The sequence below is a fragment of the Bradyrhizobium sacchari genome (assembly GCF_002068095.1).
Lineage (GTDB): Bacteria > Pseudomonadota > Alphaproteobacteria > Rhizobiales > Xanthobacteraceae > Bradyrhizobium > Bradyrhizobium sacchari.
Map to the genome: position 1 here is coordinate 194,909 of NZ_LWIG01000053.1, position 4,437 is coordinate 199,345.

The following is a 4,437-nucleotide window of genomic DNA, read 5'->3' on the forward strand; positions in this document are numbered from 1 at the left end:
CGGGTGAGGGTTCTCACCGCACAGGGACATCCTCAGCAATCTCCAACAATCCCGACGCGGAGAGACCCCCACCCCAGCCCTCCCCCGCAAGCGGGAGAGGGAGCCCGCTGCCGATGTCGCTGCATTGCGTGCACCAAATGCGACTGTCCGGCCGCAAGCCGGGAGAGGCGAAAGAGCCCCCAAGACGTGGATGCCCGGGACCAGCCCGGGCATGACGCAACCATCAGACATCGGAATGGGCAGTATGCGCCGCGCGCTCAGGCGTGCTGCTCTTCGAGCACGGGCTCGTCGATGAAGCCCAGCGTGTGCTCGGGGTTGAGATGCAGGCCGGGGTCCATCAGCTCGCCGCGCATCAGCGCGAGGGGAGCGCTGCGATAGAGCATCAGGTCGTGGAACGGGTCGGTCAGGATCTTGGTCATCCAGACGAGGCCGGTCTCGACGTCGCGGATGAAGAACAGGTGCACAGTACGGAATAGCAGACCGCCGCCGCCGACCACGAGCCAGATTTTTGCAACCTGGCGCATGAAGTCGGTCGCGCTCGCCCAGGGCGTGAACAGGCCGAACAGCGTGGGATCGACGACCAGCACCAGCGGCGACAGCGCCCAGATCGCCATCAGCACCACCTTGCGCTGCAGGTTGTAGCCGACCTTGATCTCTTCCTTGTACTCGTGCGTCGCCTGGTTGATGTGATCGTAGGTGTGCGGCTCGAAGAAGAAGTGACCGGCCTGCCGCGAGGTCATCGACACCAGCCAGCCGACAAGCGCGGAGACCACCGGATCGATGAACAGCCAGACATAGGCGAAGAGGAAGCTGAGCGCGCTGACGAAGTGCAGGCTCTGATTGATGCGGCTGTGGTGATAGTAGCGATGGTCGTCCCAGCGCTGGATCCGCAGCTGCTCGAGGTAATTCTTGATCATGCTCTCCCCCAAAATGCTTTCGGGTTCAGGATTTACAGGGATTCGATGTAGGCCGTGTGACATCATCATTTTGTCATGTGACGACGTGCAGCGGCGCGATGACGCACGTGAGCGCGTGAGCGGCGGATCGCGGCGCCGCTCCTACGCCGCCTTGCTCAGGCCGCCTTGGCGACGTCCACCTTGCGGAAGCGCACCAGCGAGAAATGACCGAGCGGGGGAATCAGGCGGCGCTCGGCGAGCTCGATGCCATGGGCGCCAGCCAGCCACTTCGTATAACGCGACCAGGCGAACTCGGCGGTGCGAAAGCCGAGAGGACGCACCACCGGCTGGAGCTTCTGTTCGATGAAGCGGCGCATGCCGGTGTCGGCGCTGACGCGGGTCAGTATGATCAGCTCACCGCCCGGACGCAGCACGCGGGCGAATTCGTCCAACGCCTTCTCCGGATTCGGCACGGCGGTGACGACATATTGCGCCATCACGACGTCGAAGGAATTATCGGGGAACTCGAGCTTCTCGGCGTCCATCACCGCGAGACCCTCGACGTTCTTCAGCTTGCCCTCGGTGACGCGCTGGCGCGCCTTGTCGAGCATGGCTTCCGAAATGTCGGTGCCGAAGATGCGCAGGTGCGGGGCATAGAGCGGCAGCGAAATGCCGGTGCCGACGCCGACCTCGAGCACGCGGCCGCCGATCTTGTTGGTGGCCGCGATCGCCGCCTGCCGGCCCTTGGCGAACACGCCGCCGAATACGAGATCGTAGACGGGCGCCCAGCGATCGTAGGCCTGCTCGACCGTGCCGCGGGTGAGGTCGAGCTGCTGGGTGCCGTCAAGGTTCATGATCTTGGCCATCGATGAGGTTCTCGCTGTGGTTCGAAATTGAAATCAACCGCGCACCGGTCGCCGCGCCATGACAGGCGAGGCGCGCAGGACGCGGCTGGGCTGAAGTGAGGTGAGATTTCCGACGAACTGGCGCGCGCTGTTTTCCCAGGAGCGTTCCAGCGCAAAATTGCGGCAGGTCTCGCGCGACATGGTGAGCGCGCGCAGGCAGGCGGTACGCAGATCGTGGTCGATCGCGCCGATCGGATGATCGGCAATGACGTCCTTGGGGCCCGTCACCGGAAACGCCGCAACCGGCGTGCCGCAGGCGAGCGCCTCGAGCTGCACCACGCCAAAGGTGTCGGTGAGGCTCGGGAAGACGAAGACGTCGGCGGCAGCGAGATGCGCGGTGAGATCGGCGCCCTTCTTCTCGCCGAGGAATACGGCATCTGGATATTTCTTCTCGAGCGCCGCCTTCTGCGGGCCGTCGCCGACGACGACCTTGGTGCCGGGCAGGTCGAGCGACAGGAAAGCTTCGAGGTTCTTCTCCACCGCCACGCGGCCCATGGTCATGAAGATCGGGCCCGGCAGATCGAGCTTAGCTGGGCTGTCCGGATGAAAGAGCTCGGTGTTGACGCCGCGCGTCCAGAAGCCGAGCCGCTTGAAGCCGCGCTCGGACAGCTCCTGCCGCAGCGAGGGCGTCGCCACCATGGTCATCGCGGCGGCATCGTGGAAGTGACGCAGCACGGCATAGCCGACAGCATCTGGGATGCCGGTCCGCACCGAGACATATTCCGGAAAGCGCGTCGTGTAGGACGTGGTGAAGGCAAGTCCATTGCGACGGCAATAGGCCCGCGCCGCCCAGCCGATCGGCCCTTCGGTGGCGATGTGCAGCGCCTCGGGCGCCGCCTTCTCGATCCGTCGCGCGATTTCTTTGCGGCTCGGCAGCGCGATGCGCAGACCCGGATAGGTCGGCAGCGGCCAGGACGGAAAGCCGTCCGGGGTGAGGAAGTCGATCTCGACATCGAGCGCCTTGGCCGCATTCGCCAGCGACGTCAGGGTGCGGACCACACCGTTGACCTGCGGATGCCAGGCGTCAGTCGCGATTAATACCCGCATGGGGAAATCCCGAGAGTTTGATGATTCTCGGCTTAGGACCATCAACCACGGATATTTCAGGCGTGTGACGTCATAGAAGTGTCGGCCCGCTGTTTTGTTCGTTAACGGACCCCTGCGGCCACGAAACTGTCATGAAACAATCCTTGCCGCGATGAAACCGTTTTCGGTTTTCCGCGCAAACGTCCCGAAACTTGTTTCCGTTAGTGACTTTAAGCAACGGAGCACCGCAACGGTGCCGGGGTGGCCAAGAACACCCGCGCAAACAGGGGCGACCAATGTTCAATCTGGACACGTTCAAGACGTATTCGCGCGCCGTTGCCTTCGGCGCCGTCGCGATCTCCGCGATCGCATTCGCAGGTCCGGCCAAGGCCGCGCCGGTGCAGCTCTTCCCCTTCTTCCAGCCGCTGCCGCCGATGGCCGCACCGCAGCCGATCCAGCCTTATCAGCCCTACCAGGCAGCGCCCTCTCAGGTCGCGCCGTCGGAAGATCAGGACACCGTCGAGATGCCGGCCCGCTTCCGCCGCCAGACGGTTTCCTATGCGACGCGCGAGGCGCCGGGCACCATCATCATCGATACGCCCAACACCTATCTCTATTACGTGCTCGGTAACGGCCAGGCGTTGCGCTACGGCATCGGCGTCGGCCGCGACGGCTTCACCTGGTCCGGCATCCAGTCGGTGAGCAAGAAGGCCGAGTGGCCGGATTGGACCCCGCCGCCGGAGATGATCGCCCGCCAGCCCTATCTGCCGCGCCACATGGCCGGCGGCCCCGGCAACCCGCTGGGCGCCCGCGCCATGTATCTCGGCGGCACGATCTACCGCATCCACGGCACCAATGCCCCCGAGACCATCGGCAAGCACGTCTCCTCCGGCTGCATCCGCATGACCAATGGCGACGTCACCGACCTCTATTCCCGCGTCAACGTCGGCACCAAGGTGATCGTACTGCCGATGACCGAACGCCGCGCGGATCTCGGCGCCGCGACACGCTGAAGCGACCGGACATTGTGACGCAAACGGCCCCGGAACTGACCGGGGCCGTTTTCGTTTGCCCTCGACATCCCGACGCGCAGGCGTTGCGGCGCGGTCCCCGACGGAGGTGCAGATGCAATCATGCCAGCGGACGTCGCGAAGTACATGGCTGCGCGTGATCACCACCGCCGGAGCATTGACGCTGCTCCTCTCCACACCTTCCTCGCGCGCACAGCAGCCGGCGAGCGATGACGCGGCCCAGCAGGCCTTCAACAATGCCTGCCGCACCTGTCACTCGGTGAAGGAAGGCGACAACCGCCTCGGTCCCAACCTCAACAAGGTCGTCGGCCGCAAGGCCGGTTCGCTGCCGAACTACAATTATTCATCGTCAATGAAAGAAGCCGGCTTCGTCTGGGACCAGGACAAGCTCACCCGCTTCATGGTCAAGCCGGACGAGGTGGTGTCCGGCAACAAGATGCAGCCCTATGGCGGCATCTCGGCGGAGGAAGCGAGCAAGATCGTTGCTTATCTTCAGGCGGCAGGCGCGCAATAACGGCGTCGGCACCGCGCGTTGAGGCTTGCATCGGAAATCGCGGCGCATCCTTCGAGACGCCCGCC

5 protein-coding genes are annotated in these 4,437 nt (G+C 64.4%); 2 read left to right on the top strand and 3 right to left on the bottom strand.

Translation table 11 applies throughout. The features are described from left to right. Positions 1-257: 257 nt before the first annotated feature. The 3 genes from A5906_RS34020 to A5906_RS34030 form a co-directional block, all read right to left on the bottom strand. Entirely contained in the window at positions 258-917 is a 660-nt protein-coding gene (locus tag A5906_RS34020) for a hypothetical protein (RefSeq protein WP_080139478.1), read from the bottom strand. Positions 918-1,072: 155 nt separating this feature from the next. Then, entirely contained in the window at positions 1,073-1,762 is a 690-nt protein-coding gene (locus A5906_RS34025) for a class I SAM-dependent methyltransferase (protein ID WP_080139479.1), read from the bottom strand. A 33-nt stretch (positions 1,763-1,795) separates the two neighbouring features. Next, positions 1,796-2,848, bottom strand: coding sequence for a glycosyltransferase family 4 protein (locus tag A5906_RS34030; protein WP_080139480.1), 1,053 nt, complete (start codon positions 2,846-2,848; stop codon positions 1,796-1,798). Between the two features lie 275 nt (positions 2,849-3,123). On the opposite strand from A5906_RS34030, the gene A5906_RS34035 reads away from it, so the two are divergent. Further along, the gene (locus tag A5906_RS34035; protein WP_080139481.1) at positions 3,124-3,840 is read left to right on the top strand and encodes a L,D-transpeptidase; all 717 of its coding nucleotides are present in this window, start codon (positions 3,124-3,126) and stop codon (positions 3,838-3,840) included. Positions 3,841-3,952: 112 nt separating this feature from the next. After that, a complete protein-coding gene (locus A5906_RS34040) occupies positions 3,953-4,372 on the top strand; it encodes a c-type cytochrome (RefSeq protein ID WP_080139482.1) in 420 nt (139 codons plus the stop codon). The last annotated feature ends 65 nt before the right edge of the window (positions 4,373-4,437 follow it).

Coding starts and splice junctions, on each gene's coding strand:
- A5906_RS34035 (WP_080139481.1), top strand. CDS start 3,124: ATGTTCAATCTGGACACGTTCAAGACGTATTCGCGCGCCGTTGCCTTC.
- A5906_RS34020 (WP_080139478.1), bottom strand. CDS start 917: ATGATCAAGAATTACCTCGAGCAGCTGCGGATCCAGCGCTGGGACGAC.
- A5906_RS34040 (WP_080139482.1), top strand. CDS start 3,953: ATGCAATCATGCCAGCGGACGTCGCGAAGTACATGGCTGCGCGTGATC.
- A5906_RS34030 (WP_080139480.1), bottom strand. CDS start 2,848: ATGCGGGTATTAATCGCGACTGACGCCTGGCATCCGCAGGTCAACGGT.
- A5906_RS34025 (WP_080139479.1), bottom strand. CDS start 1,762: ATGGCCAAGATCATGAACCTTGACGGCACCCAGCAGCTCGACCTCACC.